The organism is Curtobacterium sp. MCBD17_008, assembly GCF_003234475.1.
In the GTDB taxonomy this organism is placed as follows: Bacteria; Actinomycetota; Actinomycetes; order Actinomycetales; family Microbacteriaceae; genus Curtobacterium.
In genome coordinates this window covers 79283-104445 of the sequence record NZ_QKTK01000010.1, presented here as the reverse complement: position 1 = coordinate 104445, position 25163 = coordinate 79283, and the positions used below count along the sequence as shown (strand labels likewise).

Genomic DNA, 25163 nt, shown 5'->3' with positions numbered 1-25163 from the left:
GTGGGAGGGGCCCGGCCGGCCGCGGTGCGGCCGACCGGGCAGGGGGTGTTACTTGGTGACCTTGAGGGTCGCGGCCTTGCTGGCGCTGTTCCAGGTCGTGCTGCCGCCGTAGGACACGGTCAGCTTGTGGGTGCCGGCCTTCAGCTTCGGCAGGGTGACGGTCACGCGGCCGTCCTTGCTCGACACGGTGCCGGAGGCGAGCTTCTTGCTGCCCTCCTTGACGGTGACGGTCCCGGTCGGCACCGAGCCGGCGCCGGAGACCCGGACGGCGACCTTCGCCTTGGCCGAGGCCTTGACCGACTTGATCGCGCTGACCGTGACGGTCGCGGTGCCCTTGGCCGCCGCGGCGGACACGGTCGGGCTCGTCACGGTCGTGCCCGACGCCTTCCCGACGTAGACCGCGCTGAGCTTGTACGAGGCCGCCTTCGGGACGAACGAGACGGTCGCGGTGCCGGCAGCGGCCACCTGGGCGGTGCCGAGGGTCTCCTTGCCGTTCTTCAGCGTGACCGTGCCGCCGGCTGCGTCCGCGCCGGTGACCGTGACGGCCACCTTCGCGGTCTTGCCGACCGTGAGCTTCGGGGCGGTCAGCGCCACGGCGGTCGCGGGGGCGACGTCCACGGTGGACGGCGCGGAGCTGCTGGACGCGACACCGGCGAGCGCCGGGACGAACAGCGCCGTGACCGAGGCCGATCCGGCGGGCAGGGTGACCGAGGCGGTGCCGGTCGTGGCGCCGCGCGCGATCGTGCCGATGCCCACCACCGTGGTGCCCTTGAACACCTTGACCGTGCCACCGCCCGCGCCGAACGAGTCGACGGAGACCGATGCGGTGACGGCCTTGCCCGCCGTGGCCGTCGCCGGGACGGTGAGCTTCGTGGTGCTCGGGGACGCGGTGACCGAGCGCAGCTGGTCGTAGCCGCAGGTGGTCGCCGGCGTGGTGGCGGGCTCCGGGAGGAAGCCGTAGGCCGCGATCGTGGCGGTCTGCTTGCAGACGAGCGAGTCCTTGCCCACGAAGGTCTTCGCGATCGCGCTCGACGGGTCGTCGGCCAGGCGGGACGGCACGATGTTGTAGACGTCGCGGACGAAGCCGGCGTACGCGGGGTTGGTCGCGTACGACGAGCCGCTGCCGGTGGTGGCCGGGGCCTGCTTGCCGTCGACGACGCTCAGCGGCGCGAGCACCACGCCGTGGCGACGGTCCTTGACCGAGCCGACGCCGTTCGCCTGCGCGACCCACTGGCTGACCGAGAACGGGGCGAGGGCGAGCGTTCCCCCGGTGGTGCTGTCGACGATCGCCTGGCCGTTGTGCTCCTCGATCGGCTCACCGGCCACCGTGTCGGACACGAACGGGCTGGTCGAGGTGAAGCCGGAGGCGTCGGTGAGGCCGAGCTTGCCGAGGAAGTAGCTGCGGGTGCCCGAGCCGAACTTCGGCAGGAGCGGCTTGATCTTCACGGCCGTGGTGCCGTCGGGGCCGGTGGCGGACGAGCCGACCGAGTCGTACGAGCCGTCGGCCCTGAAGTAGGCGTGGGTGACGTCGCCGCGGTACACGTTCCACAGGGTCGGGGCGGTCTTCGCCTGGGTGCCGTCGCCGACGAAGAAGGGGACCTTCGCGAGCTGGCTGCCGGGGGCGTACGCCACGTCGACGGCGTCGCGGGCGAACGGGACGTACGCGACGACGCCGTCGGACGCGGTGCTCGACGGGCCGCTCGAGGACCGGGCGAAGTCGAGCTGACCGACCACCGAGGAGTCGACCGTCGTGCTCGTGCCGTCGGCCAGCGCGACGCCGGACTTGCTGGCGATCGCACCGATGGCGACGAGGAGCGCGTCACGACCGGCACCGGATCCGGACACGCGCGGGATCGCCTTGCCGCCGGCACGGGTGACCACCGAGGGACCGGCGTTCGCCGCGTCGTAGGAGGCGATCTGTCCGCCGCCGACGGCCGTCGCCACGCCGTTCATGACGTCCTGCGTGGTGTCCGAGCCGAGTCCGACGAGGGTGCCGAACGCGTTGCCGGCCGGGTCCGCCTGGGCGGCCGGCACGGCGAGGGCACCGACGATCAGGGCGGTCGCCCCGAACGTGACGCCGATCTTGCAGAAGGTGTTCGCCTTCATGGCTGGTGGTTCCTTTCGTGGGTTCCGACGCGGCCCAGGTGGCAGCAGTCGATGGGGTGGAACGGGGTCACACGTGGGCGGCGGCCAGCATCGCCAGCCTCCGTCCGCGGCGGATCAGGAACGGACCGATGCCGAGGGCCGGCACGCCGGCCCCGAGTGCGGCGGCGAGTCCCATGCGGGTCGCGGCCAGGGGCTGGTCCGTGGTGCGGTGGTCGGGTCCGTCCGCGGCGGCGGCCTGGTCGACGTCGTTCGACGACGGCTCCTGGACGGCCGGGACCTCGGGAGCGGACACCGGACCGGTGGACGTCGAGCCGGTGTCGGTCGTCCCGACGGGCAGCGACTGGTCCTCCGGTGCGGAGGCCGGTGGGGCCTCTGCCTCCGGCGTCTCGCCGGTCCCCGGAGCGGACGGGGCGGCCTCGGGGCAGGCGGCGGCGACGGCACGGGTGTCGACGAGGTCGGCTGCGACGGTCTCCGCCTGGGTCGTCATGGCGGCGGGCAGCGGCACGTACCCGGCGGGCAGTTCGCCCTGCCGTTCGCCCTGGACCTGCCCCTTGCCCGCCGCGTAGCCGATGAACCCCGCGTAGGCGCGGCGTTCCTCGGGCGTCGCGGCGCAGACGTTGACGGCGGCGTAGCTGAGCATCGACAGCGGGTAGGCGCCGGGGGTGCGGTCTGCCGGGTCCGCGACGACGACCCCGGGGACGGTCGACGCGCGCATCGTGGCGACGCCTGCGGCGACCGACTCGGGTGTCGGTGCGACCGCCTCGCCGGCTCCGTTCACGAGCTTCGCGGTCGGCAGGCCGTAGCGCGCGGCCGACGCGGCGTCCGTGATCGTCAGGACGAACCGGCTGCCGGGTACCTGCGCACCGAGCGAGGTGTAGCCCTTCGGCTGCCCGAACGGGTTCCAGGAGCTCTTCTCGTTCGGGTCGGCCTTGAGGGTGCGGTACGCCCCCTCGTGCATGTCGTTCATGTAGGGACGCATGTCGAGCGTGCCGTAGCCGGTCTCGTCGGGGTCACCGCCCTTCGCGATGGTCAGGTCGGCCTTCGGGAAGCTGTCCACACTCGTGTCGGTGGCGAGCGCCAGCGACCGGTACGCCGGGTTGATCCGCATCCCCCACTCGTCGGGACGGCCGTCGAGGAACGCGGCCGCCACCGGGTCGGAGCGCAGCCACGACCACACCCGGCCGTTCGCGTCGGCGTTGCCGAGCGCGACCATGAGCCCGGCCGGGGCGGTGTCGCTCTTCGACCCGACGAACGTCGGGTTGAGCGCGAGGAACTCCGGGTCGGTGACGAGGCTGGCCGCGTTCCCCTGCAGGGTCGTGTTCCCGCTGCCCCGACCGGGGACGTCGGCCTGGTACGACTGCGTCAGCAGCTTCGCGACGAGGCGGGCGTCGAGCGTCAGGTCGAGGGCCTGGAGGCCGTCACGCACCTTCGCGGGTGCGTCCGGGTACAGGCGGTAGTCGATGGTGAACGCGACCACGACGGCGGACTGCGCGACGGGCGCGTACCGGATGGTGTGCTCCGCCGCGACGGCCTTCGCGAGCGGACTGGTCACGAGGGCGAGACGGGAGGAGCCGTCCACCTCCGAGACGATCTGGTTGGCGGCCTCGCCGTCGCCGATCTGGGAGAACCCGTAGGTGGTCCCGAGGCCGCAGAGCGCCGGTTGCCAGGCGGTGACGGCCTCGGTGGCGGTCTCCGACCCGACCAGGCGCTCCTCGGCGTTGCCGATCGGGCAGGACTGCGCGACGGACTGGAACCCGAGCGGGAACACCACGCGGTTGCGCCACGCGGAGGCCGACAACGGGGACCCGGTCACGCGACCGGCGGCCGTCGAGTCGGCGGTGCTGCCGTCGAGGTTGTGCGAGCCGCGCGGGACGACGACGAGCCAGCAGGACCGGGGCGTGCTCGTGCCGGCGACCTCCTGGCCGCACCCGAGCTGCGGCGCCTCGAGCCCGGACTGCGTCTCGAAGACGACCTGCCCCGTGCCGTCACCCGCCGTGCGACCGGCGGTGACCTCGTTCGAGGTGTTCGCGTCGAACTGCTTGGACAGCTCCGTGGAGGTCTTCGCCAGGGTGCCGTCGACCGCGCGGAACGGCATCCGGTACGCCTTGAGGAACGGGTTCTCGGCGGGCGGTTCGAGCATGAGGTCCGGGTCGGCCTGCTCGCCGACGAGGGTGGTGTCCTGCACGGGGTCGTCGCCGCGGACGAGGTCCCGCTTGGCGGCGCCGACGCCGGTCCGGCTGCTGACAGCGGCCGACGGCGCACCCCACACGCACTGCTGCGGGGAGGGACCGGCCGGGTCGTCGCCCCAGCACTGCATGATCTGCACGTAGTCGGTCGCGTACTCGCTCGGCGAGGTCGTCTTCGCTCCGCTCCAGCTGACCGTGATGCCCTGGTCGGTGAGCTCCTCCGTCTGGCTCACCCGGAAGGTCATCCCCGAGAAGGTCTCGGCGTCCGGGTCGGGCGTGCCGGTGCCCGGGGCCTGACCGCCGCCGAGCGACGCCTGGGCCTCCTCCCACGTCAGGGTCATCGCGGAGCTGTCCGTCGGGGCGGTGGCCGAGGCGGGCGCGGTCACGACGAGCAGGGACCCGGCGACCGTCGTCGTGATGATGCCGAAGGCGAGCGCGGCGGAGCCGAGCCGGACGAGGTGCTGGTTCTTCACTTGCGGCCCCTCCGTCGGGAGACGAGCACGCCGATGAACGGCGGCAGCAGCACGAGGGCGAGCAGGGCCGCGACGGCGACGAGCATGAGCGTCTGGCGCGAGCTCCACCCGTGCAGCGCGTCGACGGACACCGGGAGCGCCGCGACGTTCTGGCAGACACCGCTGTCGGCGTCGCACTGCACCGGGGAGCCGTTGCCGACCGCGTTCGCTGCGACACCGGTGCCGCCGGGACCGCCGCTGCCACCGCCGGACAGGGCCTCACCGCCGGAGCCGGAGGCTCCGGCGGACGAGCCTCCGGACGTCGCCGTGGCGCCCTCGCCGGAGCCGCCGGAACCGGACGCGCCCGTCGCTCCCCCGCCCTTCGAGCCGGCCTGGGTCTGCCTCGGCGTCTCGGTGGCCTTCGCGCCGCCGGTGCCCACGGTGCACTGCTCCGCACCGAGCTTGTCGCAGGCCGGAGGCTGCGGGGCCTTGGCCGCCAGCGTGTTCGTGCCGTCCGCCGAGAACGTCGGGTTGTTGCACTTCCGGATGTCGACGTCCTTCGCGACCGCCCCCGGGATCCGGCGCACCTGCTCGAGACCGGCCTGCACCAGGTTGATCGGCAGCGGCGAGTAGCCGAGGACCTCGGCCTGCTGCTGCCCCTCGCACAGGAAGTAGTAGTCGAACGCGGCGAGGGTCTTGCCCTTCGCCGGGGTCAGGCTGGCGTCGGTGGTCGTCGGGATGACCATGTAGGAGTACGACGACAGCGGGTACGTGCGCGCGTCCGCGTTGTCGTAGACGCCGTCGAGCACCTGCGTGAGGTACGCCGAGGAGTTCTTGTCCTCGTTGATCTTCGCCCCGAGGAGCCCGACGGCGACGTTCGAGGCGGTGGGCTCGACGTAGTAGCCCGCCTTGTTGAGCACCTTCGCGACCGGGTACCCGGTCTTCAGTGCGTAGGAGTACTCGACGTACGTGATCGTGCCGACGTTCGCCTTCTGCGCCACGTAGCCGGAGACACCCTGCGAGTTCGGCTGGGCGATGAAGCCCTTGCCCGGGACCGTCGGGTAGTTCGACGTCACGCCGCACGGCAGCGGACGTCCGGCCTGCTTGCAGTACGCGTTCCACTCGGACGGGTACTTCTTGCTCAGCCAGGTGGTGAACTGCGCGGTGGAGCCGGAGCCGTCGGAACGGACGACGGGCACGACCGGACGCTTCGGGAGCTCGAGGCCGGGGTTGTCCGCCTTGATCGCCGGGTCGTCCCAGCTCGTGATCTTCCCCGTGAACACCCCGGCGAGCACCGGACCGGACAGCCGCAGGTTCGTGATCTGCTTGCCACCCGAGCTGAGGTTGTACATGAACGACGTCCCGCCCGCGACGACCGGCATGTAGCCGTACCCCACGGTCGGCGGGTCGTCCGTGACCCCACCGTCCTTGATGCCGTACGGGATCTCGGACACCGCGAAGTCCACCGTGCCGGCCTTGAACTGGTTGCGGCCGTCGGACGACCCCGTGCTCGCGTACCGGACCTTCATGCCGTACTGCTGGACGTTCACCGCCCACTGCTGGATGGCGACGGAGCTCCACGAGGAACCGGCGCCCGAGATGGGCACGTAGTTCTCGGCCGCGCTCGCGGCGGTGGTGGGCAGGGTCGTGAGGGCCAGCACGGCGGCGGCCAGGAGCGCACCGATCGTGCGTCTTCTGCGGGTGGTCACGAGGGGTCCTTCGGGGAGGAGTCGGTCAGGCGGGAGTTGAGGCTGTCCACGTGGCGGTCGACGAACCGGCGGGCGGAACGGACGGCGGGTGCGACGGCGGCCAGACCGCGGCGGACCAGTCGACCGGCGGCACGGATGCGGTCGTTGCGGCGTTCCCGGGTCGCGACGGTCTGCGCACCGATCACGCGGGCGATGACGAACAGCACGAGCACGAGGGACATGAGCACCGCGGCGGCGCCGAAGCCGCGGGCGATCATGTTCGGCTCCGGCGACTTGACGAACTCGAAGATCGCCAGGGGCAGCGAGATCATCGGGCCGTTCGTCGGGTCGATGTTGAGGTCCGGCGCGTACCCGGCGGTGAGCAGCACCGGGCTCGTCTCGCCGATCCCGCGCGCCGTCGCCAGGATGATCGCAGTGACGAGACCGGACCGCGACGTCGGGAGCACGACGCGCCAGACGGTCTGCCACTGCCCCGCGCCCAGCCCGATCGACGCCTCCTTGAGGGTCGACGGGACCAGACGGAGCACGACGTCGGCGGACCGGATCATGATCGGCAGCATCATCACGCTGATCGCGAGCGACGCCGCGAAGCCGGACTTGTCGACGCCGAGCCCGACGATGACGCTCGCGTAGATGAACAGCCCGGCGACGATCGACGGGAGGGCCGTCATCGCCTCGACGATGGTCCGGACGAACCGGGCGAACGGCCCCGGCACCTCGGTGAGGAACAGCGCGGTCGTGATCCCGAGCGGGACGGTGATGAGGAGCGCGATCGAGATCTGGATGAGCGACCCGGCGATGGCGTGCAGTACGCCGCCTGAGGTCATCGGGTCGAGCGGCCCGGTGAGTGCCATGTCCTGCGTGTAGAAGTTCGCGTGCGGCAGGGCCCTGGTGGCCCGGACGACGCTGAACCCGACGACGAAGACGAGTGTGGCGACGACGACGAACGCCAGGGTGTGGACGGCCGCCGACACCACGCGGTCCCGCACCACGGCGGCGTTCTCGGTCGTCGCGACCAGCAGCGCGTAGAACACGAGGAACATCACGTACGCGACGGCGGCGAACGCGATCGGACCGGACACCGGTGCCAGGTCGGTGAAGACCACGACCGTGACGGCGAGGGAGGCCAGGCCCGCGCCGACGTGGCAGAGCAGGTCGCTGATCCGCACCCCGCCGACGCGGCGGTCCTCGGGACCGCGGTCCGGCTCGGAGGCCCGTTCGGCCAGCGGCAGGACGGTGCCGGCTCCGGCACCGGACGGGCCCGCAGCGGTCGGCGGGCTGGTCGGGACCGCTGTGCGGCGGGTCATGGCGGGCAGGGGCGTCGTGGCGCCCGACGGCGCCTGGGTGATCTCGGTCATGGCTAGCTGCTCGCTCCGGACCGTGAACGGGCGACGACCGCGGACGCGGCGAAGTTGATGCAGAGGGTCATCAGGAAGAGGGTCAGGCCGGCCGCCATCAGGGCGGACATCCCGAACGGGGTCGCGTCGCCGTAGCGGAGGGCGATGAGCGACGACACCGAGCTCGCGCCGGCCTGCAGGACGTGCGGCTGGATGACGAACACCGGCGAGATGATCATGTAGACCGCGATGGTCTCCCCCAGCGCACGGCCCAGTCCGAGCATCGTGCCGCCGATGATCCCGCCGCGGCCGAAGGGCAGCACGACCGAGCGGATCATGCCCCACTTCGTCGACCCGAGGGCGAGCGCCCCCTCCCGCTCGCCGAGCGGTGCCTGCGAGAAGACCTCGCGCATGATCGAGGTGACGATCGGGGTGATCATCAGCCCGACGACGATGCCGGCGATGAAGGTCGACGCCGTGTAGACGGTCGAGGACGCGAGCGGGTCGTCCAGGTCGATCCCCTCGACGCGGAACAGCGGGATCCACCCGAACCACTGCGAGATCCACCGCGACACCGGGGTGATCTGCCCCTGCAGGAAGAAGAACCCCCACAGGCCGTAGACGACGCTCGGGATCGCGGCCATCAGGTCGACCAGCCCGATGAAGAACTTCCGCACACGGGTCGGTGCGTACTCGGTGATGTAGAGCGCGGTGCCGAGGGACAGCGGGACGGCGAGGGCGATCGCGACACAGGCGATGAGGATCGTGCCGACCAGGACGGCCGCGATGCCGAAGCGGTGGGCATCCGGGTCCCAGGCCTGCGTGGTGAGGAAGCTGAAACCGGCGACGCCGAGGGCCTCGGAGGCGCGGAACGCCAGGAACAGGCCGACCAGCGACATGATCGTGAGGACCGCGACCCCGCCAGCTCGGGCGATGATCCGGAACCTGACGTCCGACGGGTCCCGCACGACCGTGAGGAGACGGGGCGAATCTGTGGACAACGTGATCCTTCGGGATTCCGGGGCAGCTGCTCGGGCGACCGACGGAGTGCTGCTCTCCGGTTCGGCGGCATCACAGTGGCAGTCGGATGGCGAACCGCAGCCCTCCCGAGATCAACTGATCCGTGACCCGGAAATGAACAACAGGGGACTCCTAGCGGATTCTGGGGAATCTCCGATGCACCAGTCCCCGGATCGGGGGTCAGGATCTGTCCCCCGGGGTACGCCGACCGCGGGCGTCCTGCAGGTCCGCGGCAAAGCCCTGGTCAGGAGGCAGTTTCGTTCCGGGTGCTAACTTGTTCCGCGTCGTAGCCCGCGCACCGAGGAGCTCGGCCGACGACGAAGCCCCGGTCCGCTGCTGCGGAACCGGGGCTTCGAGGAGTGCGGAGACGGAGGGATTTGAACCCTCGGTCCCCTAGAGGGGACTCCACCTTAGCAGGGTGGTGCACTCGGCCTGACTATGCGACGTCTCCAGGTGCCTGACGGCACTCCCACCACCATACAGGAGGACGAGGGCCGGGACGAAACGGTCCGGCAGCGCTCCACCCGACCCCGGCGCGGTCGGTCCCCCGAAGTGGGGACGGCGGGGGCTTGCCAGCGTGTACCCCGCTGCATAGTCTCGTCGGGACGTGGCGATCACATTCCGGGGCATCCGTGCCCTGTCGCTACGACACAGCACCCAGACGTCGCTCCCCGTGGCCTGGGCCCGGCGTCCCCGATCGCCCGGCGCCCGCCCGGGGAGCGACGTCGTCTCTGCCAGCACGCAGCAGCGACCGCGTGCCCGGCAGCGCTAGGCGGACTCCGCGCTCCGGAACCGTTCGGGCAGGGCGATGAGGAGCTCGGCGAGCTCGATCAAACGGGCCGCGCACCGGATGACGTCGTCGGCCAGGGCAGCGGCACGGGCCGCCTTGACCAGGTGCATGCGACTGGTCCAGTCCGCGGCGACGTCGATGCCGTTCGCGCGGGCGATGTCGTCCGTGTGGAAGACGTCGAGCACCGGCTGCTGCGACCGGAGCCAGTCCGCGCTCACCGGTGCTCCCGAGCGGCGGAGCACCCACACGGCGAGTTCGACGAACGCCCCCGCCTCGGACTGGCAGTCGCGCAGGACCACGGCGTCGAACGGCTCGTCGGTGGGCGCACAGCTGGTCGGCGGGTCGACGAGCATCGACCGGGCGATGCGCGTGCGCTCCACCATCTGCCCGACGGTCCACGGCGCGATGACGACGCCGACGTACCGCTGGACGACCACGAGCCGCATGGCCTCCAGCGGGACGAGGGCTTCACGGACGGGCGTCCGCGAGACCTGCATGTCGTCCGCCAGCGCATCGAGCCGGAGGCGCTGGCCGCGCCGGTAGTCACCGCGCAGGATGCTCCGGAGCATCCGCGCGAAGACGGCGTCGCGCAGCAGGTTGCGCGGGACGGCGATGGGGTCGCCGGGATGGGCGACATCACGATCGGGGCGCAGGAGGCCGGTCATCACGTCACCGTCACGCATGGCGGCCTTGACGGGACACCACCCCGACGGCACGGTGGACAACGGCCCTGTTCAGTTGCATGTGGAGGGCGACGGCCCGTTCGGCCGTCGCCCGTCGTCCATTCGTCGTTCTCGCGTTCCGCATGGTGCCTCCGTGACCACGGCCCTCCAGGACGGGCCGTGGCCACGAGGATCACAGGACGTGACGCTCACCGCTAAACATGTTGCATCAGGAGTTTCGCGAGGACGACGCCCCCGCCCCGTCCTTCGCGGTCAGGACGGACAGCGGCTGCGTGATGTCCTCGAGTCCCTTCCGCGCGGCGTCGACCCCGAACACGAGTGCCACGACGCCGCCGAGGACCATCACCCCGGACCCGAGCAGGTAGCCCCAGAAGAGCGGCTCGCGCGACGACCCGTCCCCGATGAAGGCGCCGTAGACCAGCGGAGCGATCGCGCCGAAGACCTGCGCGAGGGCGAAGAAGTACGAGATCGCCTGCGACCGGAGTTCGAGCGGGAAGATCTCGCTCACCGTCAGGTAGGCGCTCGACGCTCCGGCCGACGCGAAGAAGAACGACACGCACCAGAACGCGACCTGGACGGTGGCGCTGATGGCGTCGGCGCGGAACAGGAACGCAGAGGTCGCGAGCACGAGCCCGGACACCAGGTACGTCAGGAAGATCATCTGCCGCCGACCCCAGGTGTCGAAGAACCGGCCGAGGATGAGCGGACCGAGCAGGTTGCCGATCGCGAACGGGAAGAAGTACAGGCTCGTCTGCGCGGTCTCCATGTCGAAGAAGTTCGTCAACACCAACGCGTACGTGAAGAAGATCGCGTTGTACAGGAACGCCTGCGTGATCATCATGGTCGCGCCGACCAGCGTGCGGGTCGGGTACTGCTTGAGCAGCACGCGGGCGATGGTGAGGAACCCGACGCGGTCCATCGGCGTCACGGTCATCGCCTTCGACTGCGGCACCACTTCGAGCTTCCGCCCCGACTCCCGCTCGACCTCGGCCTCGATGCGCGAGACGGTCTCCTCCGCCTCCTGCTCCTTGCCGTGGGTCATCAGCCACCGGGGACTCTCGGGGATGTGCCGACGCAGGAAGATGATCGCGATGCCGAGCACCGGGCCGAGGAAGAACCCGATCCGCCATCCGACGTCCTCGGCGAAGTGCGCGGTGTCGAGCAGGTAGATGTTCGCGGCCGCGCCGAGTGCCGCGCCGCCCCAGTAGGTGCCGTTGATGGCGATGTCGACGTGCCCGCGGTACTTCGACGGGATCAGCTCGTCGATCGCCGAGTTGATCGCCGCGTACTCACCACCGATCCCGAGCCCGGCGACGAAGCGGAACACCGCGAGGAACCAGAAGTCCTGCGCCAGGCCCGCGACGCCCGACCCGATGAGGTAGATCGCGAGCGTCAGGATGAAGAGCTTGCGTCGACCGAGCCGGTCGGACATGCGTCCGAAGACCAGGGCACCGACGACCTGGCCGACCAGGTAGACACTGCCGAGCGACGTCACGTCCTGGTTCGACAGCCCCAGGTCCGCCTTGAAGCCGGCGTTGGAGACGATCTGGATCTCGAGTCCGTCCAGGATCCACGACACCCCGAGGCCGACCACGACGCTCCAGTGGAACTTGGTCCACGGGAGCCGGTCCATCCTCGCCGGGACCAGGCTCGTGACCGTGCCGTCCCTCGTTCCGCTGGCGCTCGTCATGCGCATGCTCCTCCCGCGGCGGACGCCCTCGGCCTGCCGCAAGGCAGGACCGTACGCCTGCGCCACCGCCCGGGTTCTCGGCCAGGACGTGCGGATCGACCGCGCCCGTCGACCGGCAGGAGGGGGGTCGAGCGGGGCGGAGCCGGATCCCCCTATGTCGATCAGGCTCCGCCGCTCTGCCCTCATCCTCCAGGATGCTAGGGATCCTCACAACTCCCGAATCGCTCGGACCGCCGGCCGGGAGGCCCGTGGCGGACCCCGCCACGAGCCTCCCGGCCAGTAGCGTGGTCGCGTGCCGCTGCAGAACTCGACCGACCGCATCCTCACGACCCACACCGGTTCGCTCCCCCGGACGCCGGAGCTGACCGCCCTCCTGGTGGCCCGTGACCAGGGGAAACCCTTCGACGAGCGGGCACTCCGCGAGGAGACGGCCGCCGTGCTCGCCGCGACCGTGGACGCGCAGCTCGATGCCGGGCTCGACGTCGTGAACGACGGCGAGGTCCCCCGCGTCGGGTTCTCGACCTACATCCGCGAACGACTGACCGGCTTCGGCGGGACCGGCCACCGCAAGCCGACGCTCGACTCGGTGAAGTTCCCCGGGTACGCCGCGTTCCAGGCGCGACAGATCGACGAGGGTGCCGAGTTCGCCCGTGTGTGGGACACCCCGGTGGCGCAGGGCCTGCTGCAGTACGACACGGAGCGGACCGGGATCCGCGAGGACCTGGACGGGTTCGAGCGCGAACTGGCGCGGAACGCCGCGGCCGGACGTGTTCCTGAGGGGACCTTCATCTCCGCCGCGACGCCCGGCATCGTCGCCACGACCCTGCTGCTCGACGACGCCAACCCGCACTACGCCGACCACCGCGAGTACGTGTTCGCCCTCGCCGAGCAGCTCCGGGTCGAGTACGAGGAGATCGTCGCCCGCGGCCACGTGCTCCAGCTCGACGCCCCGGACCTGGCGATGGAGCGCGTGATCCACTTCGGCGACGCGACCCTCGACGAGTTCCTCGCGGCGGTGGACCTGCACGTCGACGCCCTCAACCACGCCCTGCGGAACATCCCGAAGGAGCAGACCCGCCTGCACGTCTGCTACGGCAACTGGCAGGGTCCGCACCAGGACGACGTGCCGGTCGACGTGCTGCTCCCGCACCTGTACCGGGCAGGAGTCGGGTCCTTCAGCATCCCGTTCGGCAACCCGCGGCACGCGCACGAGTTCCCGGCGTTCCGCGACCTGCCGCTACCCGAGGACGCCGTGCTCGTGCCGGGCGTCATCGACGTGACGACGAACTACCTCGAACACCCGCAACTCGTCGCGAACCGCATCGTCGAGGCCGCCGAGGCGGTGGGCGACCCCACCCGTGTCATCGCCGGCACGGACTGCGGACTGGCGACCTTCGCGAGCTACGAGTTCGTCGCGTCGGACGTCGCGTGGGCGAAGCTGCGCGCGCTCACTGAGGGCGCCGAGATCGCGTCGCGCCGCCTGTTCGGCTGACCCCGCTCCGGCGGACGCGGCCCGCGGCCGGAGGGTCGCCAGCGTCGGCGGGCAGGCGTACCGTGGCGCCCGTGAACCGACCTGACATCTCCACGGTCGGCGAGCTCCGCGCTGCTGGGCACGTCCAGAAGTCGGTCCGCGCCGAGATCCGCGACAACCTGCTGACCGCCCTCCGCGAGGGCCGCGACCCCTGGCCCGGCCTGCACGGCTTCCGGACCACCGTCATCCCGCAGCTCGAGCGCGCCCTCATCGCGGGGCACGACGTCGTCCTGCTCGGGGAGCGCGGCCAGGGCAAAACCCGACTGCTCCGCACGATGAACGGCCTGATGGACGAGTGGACGCCGGTCATCGCCGGGTCCGAGCTCGGCGAGCACCCGTACGAACCGATCACCACGGCGAGCATCCGTCGTGCGGAGGACCTCGGCGACGCGCTGCCGGTCTCGTGGGTGCACCGCGACGAGCGCTACGTCGAGAAGCTGGCGACGCCGGACACCTCCGTCGCGGACCTCATCGGCGACGTCGACCCGATGAAGGTCGCGGAGGGCCGCAGCCTCGGCGACCCCGAGACCATCCACTTCGGTCTCATCCCGCGCGGACACCGGGGCATCGTCGCGATCAACGAGCTGCCCGACCTCGCCGAGCGCATCCAGGTCGCGATGCTCAACGTGATGGAGGAGCGGGACGTCCAGATCCGCGGGTACGTCCTCCGGCTGCCCCTCGACGTGCTCATCGTCGCGAGCGCGAACCCCGAGGACTACACGAACCGCGGCCGCATCATCACGCCGCTCAAGGACCGCTTCGGTGCGGAGATCCGCACGCACTACCCGATCGAACTCGAGGACGAGATCGCGGTGATCCGGCAGGAGGCGCAGCTCACCGCCGACGTCCCGGACCCGCTCGTCGAGATCCTCGCCCGCTTCACCCGGGCGCTCCGCGAGTCGAGCGCCGTCGACCAGCGCAGCGGCGTCAGCGCCCGCTTCTCGATCGCCGGGGCGGAGACCGTGTCGGCGGCGGCCGTGCACCGCGCCGCCCGACAGGGCGAGCCCGAGGCGGTCGCCCGTCCGATCGACCTCGAGACCGCGGTCGACGTGCTCGGCGGCAAGATCGAGTTCGAGTCCGGGGAAGAGGACCGCGCCGACGAGGTGCTCGAACACCTGCTCCGCACCGCCACCGCCGAGACCGTCCGCTCGCGCTTCCGCGGACTCGACTTCGGCGTCCTCGTCGACGCACTCGAGTCCGGCACGATGGTCACCACGGGCGAGCAGGTCAGCGCGCGGGACTTCCTCGCCGGCCTGCCGTCGCTCGGCGAATCCGACCTGTACGACCAGATCGGTGAACGCGTCGGCGCCACGAACGACGGCGAGCGTGCGGGCGCCGTGGAGTTGGCGCTCGAAGGGTTGTTCCTCGCCCGGCGCATCAGCAAGGAGTCCGGCGGGGGCGAAGCAGCATATGGGATCTGACGTCGTGCTCGCCGGCAGCGACGGGGTGTCCCGTGGCTAGTCGGCCGAACCGTCGGCTCGGGCGGGACAGCCGCTACGGCCGGTACGAGGGCGGGCCGGACCCCCTCGCACCGCCAGTCGACCTCGCCGAGGCGCTCGACGCCATCGGCGAGGACGTCATGGCCGGCACCTCCCCCGAGCGCGCGATGCGGGAGTTCCTCCGCCGCGGTGGCCGCACGCAGCGCGGGCTCGACGACCTCGCCCGGCTCGTCGCCGAGAAGCGCCGGGAGCTCACCAGCGAGAACAACCTCGACGGCACGCTGCAGGAGGTCAGACGGCTCCTCGACGAGGCCGTCCTCGCCGAGCGCGGACAACTCGCGCGTGACACCGCGATGGACGACGGCGACCGCGCTCTCGCCGAACTCCAGCTCGACAGCCTGCCGCCGTCGCCCGCGGCCGCGGTGAACGAACTGCACGGCTACGACTGGAAGAGCCCCGCGGCACGCCAGAAGTACGAGCAGATCAAGGACCTGCTCGGCCGGGAGATGCTCGACCAGCGCTTCGCGGGCATGAAGCAGGCGCTCGAGAACGCCACCGACGAGGACCGGGCCGCGGTCGCGCAGATGATGCAGGACCTCAACGAGTTGCTCGACGCCCACCGTCGGGGCGAGGACACCTCGGAGCAGTTCGACGCGTTCATGGCGCAGCACGGTGCCCAGTTCCCGAGCAACCCGCAGGACGTCGACGAGCTCCTCGACGACCTCGCTGCCCGGGCCGCCGCCGCCCAGCGGATGCGGAACTCGATGACACAGGAGCAGCGCGACGAACTCGACGCCCTCGCCGAGCAGGCGTTCGGCTCGCCAGCCCTGATGGGCGCACTCTCCCAGCTGGACGAGAACCTCCGCGCCCTCCGCCCCGGCGAGGACTGGGGCGGGTCCGAGGGGATGGACGGCGAGCAGGGCCTCGGGCTCGGCGACGGCACCGGGGTCTTCCAGGACATCGCGGACCTCGACGCCCTCGCCGACCAGCTGGCCCAGGTCGGTCCGGGCTCCGAACTCGACGACCTGGACCTGGACGCCCTCGCGCAGCAGCTCGGCGACCAGGCCGCCGTGGACGCCCGCACCCTGCAGCAGCTCGAGAAAGCACTCCGGAACTCCGGATCGATGCGCCGTGGCGCGGACGGGCAACTCCGGCTCACCCCCAGGGCCATGCGGCAGCTCGGGAAGAGCCTGCTCAAGGACGTCGCCGAGCGGATGTCCGGTCGGCAGGGCGCGCGTGACCTGCGCCGGGCCGGAGCCGCCGGTGACCGTTCGGGCTCGACGCGTCCGTGGGAGTTCGGCGACACCGAGCCGTGGGACGTCACGCGCTCGATCACGAACGCCCTGACCAGGACCGCGGGCGACGGAGCGCGGACCGGTGCGAGTGTGCGCCTGCAGATCGAGGACGTCGAGGTGCAGGAGACCGAGGCCCGCACGCAGGCCGCCGTGGCGCTGCTCGTCGACACCTCGTTCTCGATGGCGATGGAGGACCGGTGGGTCCCGATGAAGCGGACCGCACTGGCCCTGCACACGCTCATCTCCACCAGGTTCCGCGGGGACGACCTGCAGCTCATCGCCTTCGGCCGCGAAGCCGAGGTGATGGACGTCGAACAGCTCGTCGGCCTCGACGCGATGTGGGACAAGGGGACGAACCTGCACCACGCCCTGCTGCTCGCGAACCGGCACTTCCGGAAGCACCCGAACGCGCAGCCGGTCCTGCTCATCGTCACCGACGGCGAGCCGACGTCGCACCTCGAGCCGAACGGGCAGGTGTACTTCAGCTACCCGCCGGACCCGGTGACCATCGCCCTCAGCGTCCGCGAGTTGGAGAACGCCCACCGTCTCGGCGCGAAGACGACGTTCTTCCGCCTCGGCGACGACCCCGGTCTGGCACGCTTCGTCGACGGCATGGCCCGCCGCGTCGACGGCACGGTGACCGCGCCGGAGAACGAGGACCTCGGCGTCGCGGTGGTCGGCTCCTACCTGGGGGCCAGACGCGGGTCCGGCTCGGCCTTCGGCGACGACGGGCTGTGGGGCAGCGCCTTCGGGCGCTTCGCCTGAACGGCGACGGGACAGACTGGTGCCGACTGCCGGACGGGAGGCGCGCCTCCCGGCTGCCGACCGGCCAGCGTCAGAAGACCGGCCCGCGTCAGAAGACCGGCCAGGGCACGGCCGGCCCGGACCCGGCCGGCGGCGGGAACGCCCGCACCGCGGCGAGCGCAGCGCACCGACCGCGGAGGGCGGACAGCTCGTCGTCCGTCAGGTGCTCCCGGAGGGTCTCGCCGAGCTCGCCGCGCAGCGCCTCGGACAGCCGCTGGAGCCCGGCGACCTCGTCGTCGGTGAGGGGCTCGCCGATCCATCCCCAGAGCACGGTCCGGAGCTTGTGGTCGGCGTGGAAGGTCAGACCGTGGTCGACGCCGAAGCGGTGGCCGTCCGGCATCGCGAGGACGTGGCCACCCTTGCGGTCCGCGTTGTTCGTGACGACGTCGAAGACCGCCATCCGCCGGAGCACGGCCGTGTCCTCGTGCACCAGGGTGACCGCCTGCTCGTTCTCGTCGACGGCGTCGAGCACCTCGCGCACGGTCCCCTCGGCGATCGCGGCCGCGGCCTCCTCGCTCGGGAGCAGGTCGACGGCGTCCTGCGCCGGGTCGATGTCCTGCCACCGCTGGACCATGCCGGGACCGAAGGGGCCGTCCCCGAGCCAGGTCGGCGGGACGACGTTCCACCCGAGGGCCTCGGAGACCAGGTAGGCGGACACCTCGCGGCCGGCGAGCGTGCCGTCCGGGAAGTCCCACAGCGGCTTCTCGCCTTCGATCGGCTTGTACACGACGTTCTCGCCGTCGAGCCGGGCGATGAAGGTGGCGTTCGACGCTTCGCGGATGCGTCCGGTGATCCGGAGCTCTCCCGGTGCGCTCGGCACCGCGGCGCTGGCGGCGTCGAGGCCGGTGGAGCCGTCACCGCTGCCGCGCTGGACCGTCATCCGAGTTCGGGCGGGTTCGGCCGACCGGCTGCGACGACCTCACGGGTCCGCTCGACGAACGCACGGGCGGTGCCGACCGGGATCTTCACCTGCAGGAGTTCGGTCGGCTCGGGGAGTTCGACGACCGCTTCGACCTCGTCGCCGTCGCCGGTGGTCTCGGTGAAGACCTCGAGGTCCTCCTCGATCGGGTAGGCCTCGATGACCACCTGTGCGGTCGCGGGGTCGAACCCGAGGCTCAGGGCACCGGCGCGGAACTCGGGCTCGACCGGTTGGTCGAGGGGGTCGCCGTCGCGGAGTTCGGCGGGTGCGGCGTCGGGGACGCTGAAGCGGTTGTCCTCCACCGTCGCGACCTCGTCGAGGAGTTCGTCGATCTTGTCGGCGAGGACGGCCGACTGTTCCTTCTCGATGGCGACGCTCACGACGCGGCGGCCGTCGCGGGCCTGGATGTAGAACGACCGCTCGCCCGGGAGCCCGATCGTTCCGACGACGAGTCTGTCCGGCCAGTCGAAGCCGTGGACGATGGGGGGCATACCCGCATTGTAGGAGCGACCGCCTCCGACCGTTCAGGGAGTCGGTCGCTCGGTGTCCTCGTGCCCCGCGCCGCCGCCGACCGGTGCGTCCCCCGTCGGCGCCGCCGCCCGTGCCAACCACGAGAGGTCACCCGACTCGGTGTTCGTTGCGACGACCTCGGGCCGCTGCTCGCCGTACCGGACGATCGACACCGAGGCCGGCCCGACGGCGATGCGCTGGAAGAGGTCGAGGTGCATGCCGAGCGCGTCGGCGAGGACGGACTTGATGATGTCGCCGTGGCTCACCGCGACCCAGACCGCGTGCGCGCCGTGCTCGGCCTCGATCTGCGCGTCGAGGCGCCGGACCGCCGCGACCGCCCGGGACTGCATGGTCTGCATCGACTCCCCGCCCGGGAAGACCACGGCACTCGGGTTCGCCTGCACCACCCGCCAGAGCGGCTCCTTCGCGAGGTCGCTGATCGCCCGGTTCTGCCAGTCGCCGTAGTCCGCCTCGATGATGCCTCGCTCGACGAGCTGCTGCGGCTCGCCCTGCTGGAATGCCGTGATCGCGCGGGCCGTCTGTCGGCAGCGCTCCAGCGGACTGGACACGACCGCGGCGAGCGGCACCGCGGCGATCCGCTCGGCGGTCGCAGCCGCCTGGCGCTTGCCGACGGAGTCGAGGGCGACGCCGGCGGTCCGGCCCGCGAGGAGTCCGGTCGCGTTCGCGGTGGTGCGCCCGTGCCGGACGAGGAGGACGGTCGCCATGGGGACGATCCTAGGCGCGCCCGACGGTGCGACCGCGGACAGGCACGTGCGCGCGATCCGCAGACCCGCGAGAATCGAGGGGTGTTGGTCTCCATCGTCTACATGAGCGTCGCGACGCACGAGTTCCGAGAGGACGAGCTCGCCGAGATGCTCGCCGGTGCACGCCTGCGCAACGAGGCGCTCGGCGTCTCCGGGCTGCTCGTCGTCAAGGGCGGCCGCTTCATGCAGCTCCTGGAGGGCCCGGCGTGGAGCGTGGACGACCGGTTCGCCGCGATCGAGCGGGACCCGCGCCACCACACGATCCGGTCGTTGATCCGTGAGGACATCGAGCACCGCCGGTTCGACGGCTGGTCGATGGCGTACCGCGGCCTCGACGACGCCGACATCGCGGCCGAGGAGGGCTTCAGCCCCTTCCTGTCCGGCACGCTCGAGTTCGCGCCGTCCTTCGACCGCACGAGCGCCGCCTGGCTCTTGAAGTGGTTCCGCGACCGGGACCTGGTCGAGGACTGACGCCTCCCGTCCACAGGTCTGCACTGTCCACCGCGACGCGCTCCACCGCGGCGCGCTCACCGTTCTGTCTGTACGGTCGGCGACATGCCGTTCTTCCGTTCCACCCCAGCCCCGCCCGCGACTCCCCCGACGGAGCCGTTGACCGGCGCGCGGGCCGCGTGGTCCGATTCGTTCGGCAAGCTCGCGACCCGGTGCCTCCAGGTCATCATCATCCTGGTCATCGTCGCGGGCATCGTGTACGCGAGCCAGGTGCTCAGCGTCGTCACGATCCCGGTGCTCCTCGCGCTCATCATCGCCTCGGCCATGCACCCGGTCGTGTCCTGGCTCCGTCGGCACGGCTTCCCGTCCGTGTTCGCGACGCTGACGGTGCTCCTCGGTGTCCTCGTCGTGCTCGGACTGCTCGGCTACCTGATCGTCGTCGCCGTCGAGAACCAGTGGTCGAGCCTGCAGAAGTCGGCCGTGCAGGGGTTCCAGCAGCTGCAGGACTTCAGCACGACCCTGCCGTTCGCGGTCTCCGACTCGCAGGTGGACGACGCGGTGAAGACCGCGACGGACTTCGTCACGAGCGCGCAGTTCGGCTCGGGCGCACTCGCCGGTGCCTCCGCCACCGCGAACTTCCTCACCGGCCTCGTGCTGATGATCGTCGTGCTGTTCTTCTTCCTCAAGGACGGGCCCCGCATCTGGGAGTTCCTGCTCCGTCCCTTCACCGGCGCCTCGTACACCCGCGCCCGCCGCGTCGGTGACCGCGTCGTCTCCACCCTGGGCGGCTACGTCCGTGGCACCGCCACCGTCGCGGCCGTCGACGCGATCGGCATCGGCGTCGGCATCGCCATCGTCGGTGTCCCCCTCGCCCTGCCCCTGGCCGTCATCGTGTTCATCACGGCGTTCATCCCGATCGTCGGCGCCACCGCGGCGGGCATCCTGGCCGCGCTGGTCGCCCTCGTCGCGCTCGGTCCGGTCCAGGCGCTGTTCGTGGTCGGCATCGTCGTGGTCGTCAACCAGCTCGAGGGCAACTTCCTCCAGCCGGTGCTCATGGGCAAGACGCTCCGCCTGCACGGTCTGGTCATCCTGATCGGCCTGACCGCCGGCACCGTCCTGGCCGGCATCACCGGCGCGATCATCTCGGTGCCGCTCCTCGCCGCCGCGTGGGGTGCGGTGAAGGTCTGGGACGGCCCGGACCTGGCCGCCGAGCCGTGGCGCCAGAAGCGTTCCGAGGACGTCGAGGACCACGAGCGCGCGAACAAGCGCGCGAAGCGTCGCGAGAAGGCACAGAAGGCCCGCACGGAACGCCGCGAGAAGGCGGAGAAGGCCCGCGCGAAGCAGGCCGCGAAGGCCGCCAAGGCGGACTGACGCCGCCACCGGCTCCGGACAGGAGGCCCGGACCAGCCCGCCGGGGCCGGTCCGGGCCTCCTGTGCTTCCGCGCTCTCGCCCGTGGTGCTCACTCTCGCGGCTGCACGGTGCGTGCCTCGGTCGCGGTGGTCGCGCCCGAGGCGTCGGTGTCAGACCGGCGGGCAGGCGAACGAGCGGTCGACGACCGCCAGCAGGCGGGCGCGGTGGGCCGGGGCCACGCAGGCGTGGGCGAGCACGCGCCACATCGTCCCGACCGCCGGGAGCAGGTCCGTCCGGGCAGCACGGACGTCCGAGACGAGCTGCACGCCGGTGAACCACGGCACGACGGTGGCGCCGAGCGCATCGGCGCTGACGGTCGAGTCGACCTCGCCCGCGGCGACGGCGAGCCGGAAGACGTCGACGACGCTCGCGATCCACTGGTCGTAGAAGGCGGAGGTGGCGCCGGAGAAGACGCGGTTCTCGAGCGAGAGCCGGATGCCGGCACGCACCACGGGGTCCTCGAGCAGGAGCCCGGCGATCGTCCGCGACGCCACGACGAGCCCGCCGAGCGGTGAGGGGTCGGCGAACGTGACGGCGGCGAAGGTCCGGGCGTTCTGTTCGTGGATCACGCCGAGCGCGATCGCCTGCTTCGTCCGGAAGTGGAAGTGGATCGCGCCCTGGCTGACCCCGGCTGCCTTGGCGATCCCGGCGATGCTCGCGGCGCCGAATCCCTCCCGGTCGAACTCGACGGCCGCCGCGTCGAGGATCGCGGTCCTGCGGTCGGTCCCGCGTCCGGGCACGGAGGTCGGCATCGTCATGGTCTTCGTTCCCCCGTGGTCCCTGGTGCTGGGCGTGGACAGAACGACCGGTGCACGCCTGCGACAACGTTACCCCGGAAGCGAAGACTCCTCACACCACTGACTGCGGCGGTGCCTCCTGCGTCAGCGCCGCGAGCAGCCCGAGCCGCTCGGCGCTCTCGCTCCCCGGGTCCGCGTAGTAGAGCACGAGGACGAGGCCCTCGACCGGCAGCTTGTCCCGGTGCAGGTGCAGCTCGCCGACGACCGGATGGTCGACCGTGACCGACCCGCCCTCGAGCGCCCGGACGTCCTGACGCGCCCAGAGCTGCCGGAAGCGTCCGCTCGCGAGCGACAGCTCGCCCACGAGTTCGACGACCCGCTGGTCCTGCACGTCGTCCGCGACCGAGCGCCGGAACGCCCCGACGAACTGCGCGACCGCACGGTCCCAGTCGCGGTGGAACGCCCGCTCCTCGGGGTCGAGCAGCAGCGACCGCAGTCGGTTCGCACCGACCCGGAGTCGGGGCGAGAACGCGGTCGCGAGGTCGTTCGCCGCCAGGACGTCGAACGCGCGCCCCTCGATGAACGCGGGGACGTCGACCGCTGCGAGGAGTGCGTGCAGCCGTGCGGGGACCCGCTCGGCGCTCCGGCGGGGTCGACTCCGGCGGACGGGCTCGGCGAGGTGCCGGAGGTGCGCCTGTTCGACGTCGTCGAGCCGGAGCACGCGGGCGAGTGCGTCGAGGACCTGCGGCGACGGGTGGGTGTCCCGACCCCGCTCGAGTCGGAGGTAGTAGTCGGTGCTGACACCCGCGAGCATGGCGACCTCCTCGCGGCGGAGGCCCGGCACGCGGCGGAGCCCGCCGCCCGGGATGCCGGCCTGCTCGGGTGTCACGAGCCCACGTCGTGCCTGCAGGTACGCGCCGAGCAGGTTCGTCGGGGCGTCGTCCGGGCCTCCGCCTGCGGTCATGCGGCCGTCCCGGTCCGGCCGGGCAGCGTCGCGAGCGCGCGCGACCGCTGCGCGACGAGGTCGTCGTAGGTGCCGTCGCGTTCCGCCCACCGGTGCATGAGGACACCCTGCACCAGGACCTCGTGCGGCGTCGGGTCCTGTGCCAGGAGCGTCATCACCTCGGCGCCGAACGCCCCGAGGTCGAGCGCGTTCGGGTTGCTGGTCCCCATGCTCGTGGCGACCGCCGGCGGCACGAGCTCGGCGACGTCGACACCCGTCCCGGCGAGCTGTGCACGGAGCGCCTCGCTGTAGGCGTGGACGGCCGCCTTCGAGGCACCGTACGAGGCCATGAGCGGGAAGGGCAGGAAGCCGATGCCCGAGCTCACGGTGACGATCGTGCCGCTTCCCTGCGCGAGCAGGTGCGGGGTGAAGGCGTCGACGACCCGGATGGTGCCGAGCACGTTGACGTCGATCGTCCGCTCGGCGTCGGCGAAGTGCGCCGGGTCGCGGAGGTCCTCGGGGAGCCCGATGCCGGACATCGTGACGACGGTGTCCAGCTCGGGCAGGAGGTCGAGCACGGAGTCGCGTGCGGCCGCAACCGACGCCGTGTCGGTGACGTCGACCGCCACGGTACCGAAGCCCTCGGCACGGAGCTGGTCGAGCAGGTCGGTCCGGCGGCCGCCGATGACGACCGAGCTGCCGGCGTCCCGGAAGCGCCGGGCGAGTTCGAGGCCGATGCCGGAGGTGGCACCGACGATGACGACTGAGCGAGTGGTGATGTCCATGCCTCGACGCTAGGTCGACGCTGCGGACGGTCCCGGGGCCCTGCCAGGGCCTAGGGAGGGTCGAGCCTGTCCGCGGCTCGGAGGTTCAGAGATGACGCCTGACGTCCGCCACGAATCCTGGAACGCCAGCACGCCGGAGAGTGTCCAGGACGTCGTCCATCGACACCGGTGGGTCGACGTAGGCCTCGGCCAGTTCGCGGAGGACGCGCGTGACGAGACCCGGGAACAGGTCGAGTTGGTCGAGCAGGAAGCCATCCGGATGGACCACTTCCACGTCGAACGACTCGAACGCGGAGTCCGGGAAGTCCCTGACGTTGAAGGTCACGAGGACGTCTGCCTTGGATCGGATTGCCGCTGCGAGGACATGCCGGTCCTTCGGATCGCATGTCATCGACGCGGTAAGGGGCTCGTACCCCGTGACGAGGGCGTCGGGGAAGAACTGAGCCGGTGGTCGATGGCAGCCTCGTCGACCCCCGACCGAATGACGTCCCGACGCACCTCTTCAAGCACCTCGTCCGACCAAAGCGCACGGAACGCACCAGCGTCCGCCAGCCTGAGGAGGAGGTCCGTCAGCCGGATGCCGTACAGCGTGCAGGCATCCAAGAACGCAGGAACGCCATCGTTCAGGCACCCGATGGCCCGGTCTGCTGCCGTTTGAGGGACTGGCTGGTCCGCGCCATGTCACGCAGAGCCGCCTTCCTGCTCACGCGGAACTCTTCCTGGAACGCGACGATGTCGCGGAGGAAGACGCGGCGGTGCCGACCGCGCTTGTCGAAGGGGATGGTGCCGTCCTCGAGGTACTTGATCAACGTCGGACGCGGCACCCCGCGGAAGTCGGCGGCCTGCTGCGTGGTCATCTGCACGTCGTTCGGCGCCACGGTCACACCGCTGCCACTCGCAAGCGCGTCGGCGACCTGCTCCAGCACCTCGAAGATCTCCTCCGGGATCGATCTCATCGAGCCGTCGGGCGCACGGAGCGCTGCGCCCGCATGCTGAGTCACACCGTAGTCCTCACGGAGCTGTCGAGCGAAGTCGACCAGATCGTCTCGGGTGTCGTCCGCGGGGAGGTAGGTGCGAGCGGCCGCGCTGCGGGGTCGGAGAGGAGACTGGATCGCCATTGTCGAACACTCTCCGCAACATCCGAAAGCCAGCTCAGCGGTGCGGAGGGTGTGGAATTCGAACGATCCCCAGGCGCTTGTGCGGGTCGCCTGGCGTCACCTCAGTTCCTAGAGGTTGTGGGTGAATCGTGGGCAGCCGCGGGGCTCTCAGGTCGTACGTCCACTTGACGGGAGGAAGTCGACTCCGTCGAGCGCCGTCCTCAACTCCTCACGCGGCTTCCCGGCGTTGCGGTTTTGCGTCGACTCAAGGACGTCGAGGGCCCGTTCGGCCACGCTAGTCACTTGCGCTAGTCGGCGAAACAGCTCCCGTCGCTTCAGCAGGCTGTCGGCCCGTTCAGTCTGACGTAGCTGCGTAGCTTGTCGAGGTAGGGGCGATGACGCACATCGAACCGAGTTCGACCATCGTCCGGCGACAGGTGGTGGTCTTGACCGTCGAAGTCCGTGAGGGTAATGCCGTCTCGAACTGCCTGTGCGTGCTGTCGCT

The 25163-nt window shown here is 71.2% G+C and carries 20 protein-coding genes and 1 tRNA gene; 5 read left to right on the top strand and 16 right to left on the bottom strand.

What is annotated here, in order from left to right; genetic code table 11:
• Positions 1-48 precede the first annotated feature (48 nt).
• The 8 genes from DEI95_RS10950 to DEI95_RS10915 form a co-directional block, all read right to left on the bottom strand.
• Positions 49-2106 carry an Ig-like domain repeat protein gene (locus DEI95_RS10950; protein WP_110826006.1) on the bottom strand — a complete coding sequence of 686 codons (2058 nt, stop codon included), beginning with the start codon at positions 2104-2106 and terminating at the stop codon, positions 49-51.
• A 67-nt stretch (positions 2107-2173) separates the two neighbouring features.
• Entirely contained in the window at positions 2174-4765 is a 2592-nt protein-coding gene (locus DEI95_RS10945; protein ID WP_111060236.1) for a hypothetical protein, read from the bottom strand.
• Positions 4762-6453, bottom strand: coding sequence for a phosphate ABC transporter substrate-binding protein PstS (gene pstS / locus DEI95_RS10940; RefSeq protein WP_258367575.1), 1692 nt, complete (start codon positions 6451-6453; stop codon positions 4762-4764). The genes DEI95_RS10945 and pstS overlap by 4 nt, the downstream gene beginning before the upstream one ends.
• Entirely contained in the window at positions 6450-7811 is a 1362-nt protein-coding gene (pstA, locus tag DEI95_RS10935) for a phosphate ABC transporter permease PstA (RefSeq protein WP_258367574.1), read from the bottom strand. The genes pstS and pstA overlap by 4 nt, the downstream gene beginning before the upstream one ends.
• 2 nt (positions 7812-7813) lie before the next feature.
• Positions 7814-8791 carry a phosphate ABC transporter permease subunit PstC gene (pstC, locus tag DEI95_RS10930; RefSeq protein ID WP_220036653.1) on the bottom strand — a complete coding sequence of 326 codons (978 nt, stop codon included), beginning with the start codon at positions 8789-8791 and terminating at the stop codon, positions 7814-7816.
• Between the two features lie 381 nt (positions 8792-9172).
• Positions 9173-9261 (bottom strand) — tRNA-Ser (locus DEI95_RS10925).
• Between the two features lie 317 nt (positions 9262-9578).
• Positions 9579-10265: a GntR family transcriptional regulator gene (locus DEI95_RS10920; protein WP_181419621.1), complete on the bottom strand. Its 687-nt coding sequence runs from the start codon at positions 10263-10265 to the stop codon at positions 9579-9581.
• A 226-nt stretch (positions 10266-10491) separates the two neighbouring features.
• Entirely contained in the window at positions 10492-11973 is a 1482-nt protein-coding gene (locus tag DEI95_RS10915) for an MFS transporter (RefSeq protein WP_110826002.1), read from the bottom strand.
• Positions 11974-12265: 292 nt separating this feature from the next.
• On the opposite strand from DEI95_RS10915, the gene DEI95_RS10910 reads away from it, so the two are divergent.
• From DEI95_RS10910 to DEI95_RS10900, 3 genes are all read left to right on the top strand, one after another.
• Entirely contained in the window at positions 12266-13465 is a 1200-nt protein-coding gene (locus DEI95_RS10910) for a cobalamin-independent methionine synthase II family protein (RefSeq protein WP_258367573.1), read from the top strand.
• Positions 13466-13536: 71 nt separating this feature from the next.
• Positions 13537-14925 (top strand): magnesium chelatase, encoded by a 1389-nt coding sequence (locus DEI95_RS10905; protein WP_111060265.1) that lies wholly within the window; start codon positions 13537-13539, stop codon positions 14923-14925.
• 32 nt (positions 14926-14957) lie between these two features.
• On the top strand, positions 14958-17003 hold the full coding sequence (locus DEI95_RS10900) for a VWA domain-containing protein (protein WP_111060234.1): 2046 nt from the start codon (positions 14958-14960) through the stop codon (positions 17001-17003).
• Between the two features lie 88 nt (positions 17004-17091).
• Here the strand turns inward: DEI95_RS10900 and DEI95_RS10895 are convergent, their stop codons facing one another.
• The 3 genes from DEI95_RS10895 to DEI95_RS10885 are packed head-to-tail and all read right to left on the bottom strand — an operon-like array spanning position 17092 to position 19196.
• Positions 17092-17922: an SCO1664 family protein gene (locus DEI95_RS10895; RefSeq protein ID WP_111060233.1), complete on the bottom strand. Its 831-nt coding sequence runs from the start codon at positions 17920-17922 to the stop codon at positions 17092-17094.
• Positions 17919-18452, bottom strand: a complete 534-nt coding sequence (locus DEI95_RS10890; RefSeq protein WP_110891047.1) for a DUF3090 domain-containing protein — start codon at positions 18450-18452, stop codon at positions 17919-17921. The genes DEI95_RS10895 and DEI95_RS10890 overlap by 4 nt, the downstream gene beginning before the upstream one ends.
• A gap of 33 nt (positions 18453-18485) precedes the next feature.
• Positions 18486-19196, bottom strand: a complete 711-nt coding sequence (locus DEI95_RS10885; protein WP_111060232.1) for an MSMEG_4193 family putative phosphomutase — start codon at positions 19194-19196, stop codon at positions 18486-18488.
• A gap of 81 nt (positions 19197-19277) precedes the next feature.
• Between DEI95_RS10885 and DEI95_RS10880 the strand changes: the two genes are divergently transcribed.
• Together DEI95_RS10880 and DEI95_RS10875 are read left to right on the top strand one after the other, a co-directional pair.
• The gene (locus tag DEI95_RS10880) at positions 19278-19706 is read left to right on the top strand and encodes a BLUF domain-containing protein (protein ID WP_146243648.1); all 429 of its coding nucleotides are present in this window, start codon (positions 19278-19280) and stop codon (positions 19704-19706) included.
• A gap of 84 nt (positions 19707-19790) precedes the next feature.
• Entirely contained in the window at positions 19791-21056 is a 1266-nt protein-coding gene (locus tag DEI95_RS10875) for an AI-2E family transporter (RefSeq protein WP_110891050.1), read from the top strand.
• Positions 21057-21206: 150 nt separating this feature from the next.
• Here the strand turns inward: DEI95_RS10875 and DEI95_RS10870 are convergent, their stop codons facing one another.
• The 5 genes from DEI95_RS10870 to DEI95_RS10850 all read right to left on the bottom strand — a co-directional run bounded on the left by DEI95_RS10870 (position 21207) and on the right by DEI95_RS10850 (position 24562).
• Complete coding sequence (locus DEI95_RS10870) at positions 21207-21854, bottom strand: ScbR family autoregulator-binding transcription factor (protein WP_110901226.1); 648 nt, start codon at positions 21852-21854, stop codon at positions 21207-21209.
• A gap of 91 nt (positions 21855-21945) precedes the next feature.
• Entirely contained in the window at positions 21946-22797 is an 852-nt protein-coding gene (locus tag DEI95_RS10865; RefSeq protein WP_111060230.1) for a helix-turn-helix transcriptional regulator, read from the bottom strand.
• Positions 22794-23561, bottom strand: a complete 768-nt coding sequence (locus DEI95_RS10860) for an SDR family oxidoreductase (RefSeq protein WP_111060229.1) — start codon at positions 23559-23561, stop codon at positions 22794-22796. The genes DEI95_RS10865 and DEI95_RS10860 overlap by 4 nt, the downstream gene beginning before the upstream one ends.
• A gap of 85 nt (positions 23562-23646) precedes the next feature.
• Entirely contained in the window at positions 23647-23886 is a 240-nt protein-coding gene (locus DEI95_RS16855; RefSeq protein ID WP_220036652.1) for a hypothetical protein, read from the bottom strand.
• 298 nt (positions 23887-24184) lie between these two features.
• Positions 24185-24562 (bottom strand): helix-turn-helix domain-containing protein, encoded by a 378-nt coding sequence (locus tag DEI95_RS10850; RefSeq protein ID WP_181436284.1) that lies wholly within the window; start codon positions 24560-24562, stop codon positions 24185-24187.
• Positions 24563-25163: the final 601 nt, after the last annotated feature.

Bases quoted from the DNA above. Each gene is read 5' to 3' on its own strand.
- DEI95_RS10885 (WP_111060232.1), bottom strand. From the start codon at position 19,196: ATGGCGACCGTCCTCCTCGTCCGGCACGGGCGCACCACCGCGAACGCG.
- pstA (WP_258367574.1), bottom strand. From the start codon at position 7,811: ATGACCGAGATCACCCAGGCGCCGTCGGGCGCCACGACGCCCCTGCCC.
- DEI95_RS10950 (WP_110826006.1), bottom strand. From the start codon at position 2,106: ATGAAGGCGAACACCTTCTGCAAGATCGGCGTCACGTTCGGGGCGACC.
- DEI95_RS10915 (WP_110826002.1), bottom strand. From the start codon at position 11,973: ATGACGAGCGCCAGCGGAACGAGGGACGGCACGGTCACGAGCCTGGTC.
- DEI95_RS10860 (WP_111060229.1), bottom strand. From the start codon at position 23,561: ATGGACATCACCACTCGCTCAGTCGTCATCGTCGGTGCCACCTCCGGC.
- DEI95_RS10890 (WP_110891047.1), bottom strand. From the start codon at position 18,452: ATGCCCCCCATCGTCCACGGCTTCGACTGGCCGGACAGACTCGTCGTC.
- DEI95_RS10895 (WP_111060233.1), bottom strand. From the start codon at position 17,922: ATGACGGTCCAGCGCGGCAGCGGTGACGGCTCCACCGGCCTCGACGCC.
- DEI95_RS10920 (WP_181419621.1), bottom strand. From the start codon at position 10,265: ATGACCGGCCTCCTGCGCCCCGATCGTGATGTCGCCCATCCCGGCGAC.
- DEI95_RS10870 (WP_110901226.1), bottom strand. From the start codon at position 21,854: ATGACGATGCCGACCTCCGTGCCCGGACGCGGGACCGACCGCAGGACC.
- DEI95_RS10875 (WP_110891050.1), top strand. From the start codon at position 19,791: ATGCCGTTCTTCCGTTCCACCCCAGCCCCGCCCGCGACTCCCCCGACG.
- DEI95_RS10865 (WP_111060230.1), bottom strand. From the start codon at position 22,797: ATGACCGCAGGCGGAGGCCCGGACGACGCCCCGACGAACCTGCTCGGC.